This window comes from Vibrio sagamiensis NBRC 104589 (assembly GCF_007990935.1).
GTDB classification, from domain to species: domain Bacteria; phylum Pseudomonadota; class Gammaproteobacteria; order Enterobacterales; family Vibrionaceae; genus Vibrio; species Vibrio sagamiensis.
This window is the reverse complement of sequence record NZ_BJXJ01000120.1, coordinates 1-1,571: the sequence shown is the minus strand read 5'-3', so window position 1 is coordinate 1,571 and position 1,571 is coordinate 1. Positions and strand designations below refer to the sequence as shown.

Genomic DNA, 1,571 nt, shown 5'->3' with positions numbered 1-1,571 from the left:
TTAAAGATCCAACGCTTGAAATCATTTCAAAACATGGATTGTTGTCAGATGAACAGAATCCTCAATCTATAACGATAGATGTGTTTAAGGAATTGTCTTTCTTAAAATCAACATCATATGAATGGAACTTGTCTGAGGAGTATATATTACTTGGTGATGGCAATGTGGTTTTGAACTCGGATACTAAGTCAATTATATATTCTTTCAATACCGCGGGTTATGCTCGTATTTTCTATACTCTGTTAAATTCAAATGACGAATCTCAAGCTAAACTAGGTATGATTGATATTAGTGTAGGCTATGAATATTCCGATGGAATTATAATCAGCCAAGTGAATGACTTTAGTTATAACTCTCAATCTCCAAAAAAACTAGATATTGACATTTCTAAATTTATTACAGTGAACAAAGATGACACAGAGTATCAATTAATTAATGTCTATTCCGTAGGTCACTCTGTATCAATAAAAAATAAAAGTGATATTAATAATAAAGTATTTACTTTTACTTGGAATGATAAAAGTCCAGACTTTACTGATGTTGCTTTTGTTCTTTCTGATCATAAGGGAGGTTTTACATCAGGCATTTTGAGGTTAGTGAATGTTGATCTCATATCAATTCCGATTTGTGGAGGTGTGTTGAATGCCAGCATTCCTAATGACGTTAATGCCATTTGCTTGAAAGTGGCAACTGTCAATGCTTCACTCAATGACATAAACAGTAATTGGTTCTCTCATCCACCAAGCTATGATTTGATGGATTACCTTAACTATACAGTGTCTAATACTGCCAACAATAGTGGTGATACTTACGTCCTCAGTAGATCAGGTAGATCATCTTTCGCTCAATTTAGGCAGGATGGAAGTGATTTTGGTCAATTTAATCGTTGGTGTAAAAAGCTAGCGTCTTTGAATTTTGCTGGAAGAAATAACTGGCGCAGACCAACTTATCAGGAGTTATTGGCTTTCTTTAGTTCACGTAATCTAAATGAGATTGGATGGCTTTTTAATGATGGCTACTGGACGTCGGATTTCAATTCCCCTAATTTTTTAACCTTAGGGTATCTAAAGGATGTATATTATAGGCTCCCTTCCATACCTGACTATGGAAGTTGTGTCGCAGTCCCTGAGAGATAAGGTCATCTCGCTGAACACAATATCTTGAGGTTACTTGGGTATATAAGGATAAATATGCGAATGTACACTATTTGTGAAGCGAAGTGTTTCGTGTCGTTAGCCGTTGAAAACTCTCACACCTCTTAAGTAAGGAAGGTGAGCTTTCGGATCAGTGATCTTCCACGTTTACAAGGCGTAACGTAGCTTCTAACTCGAGTTACTTCTAGATGTTCTGCTCAGTGTGACAACCTTAGCTATCGGTTGCAGCAATGATTTGCAGAAATAGTGGGTCTATATAAAGAATTGTTAACAAAGTCTGAGTGCTAAGATTACTCACTTTTTGGGAAGAGAGACCTTCCTCTGTGCTGTTTTATTTCTGTGCCTTCTTTGATCTCAATCTATTAATATCGCTCTTAATCATGCACTTTGGGTTCATCTGTGTACGGTTCCCCCCTA

At 36.4% G+C, this 1,571-nt stretch carries 1 protein-coding gene; it reads left to right on the top strand.

Annotation, left to right across the window (positions count from 1 at the left end; translation table 11 throughout):
- Window positions 1-1,136: Lcl C-terminal domain-containing protein (locus VSA01S_RS20135; RefSeq protein WP_222593942.1), on the top strand; the 1,136-nt coding region annotated here is incomplete at its 5' end.
- Window positions 1,137-1,571: the final 435 nt, after the last annotated feature.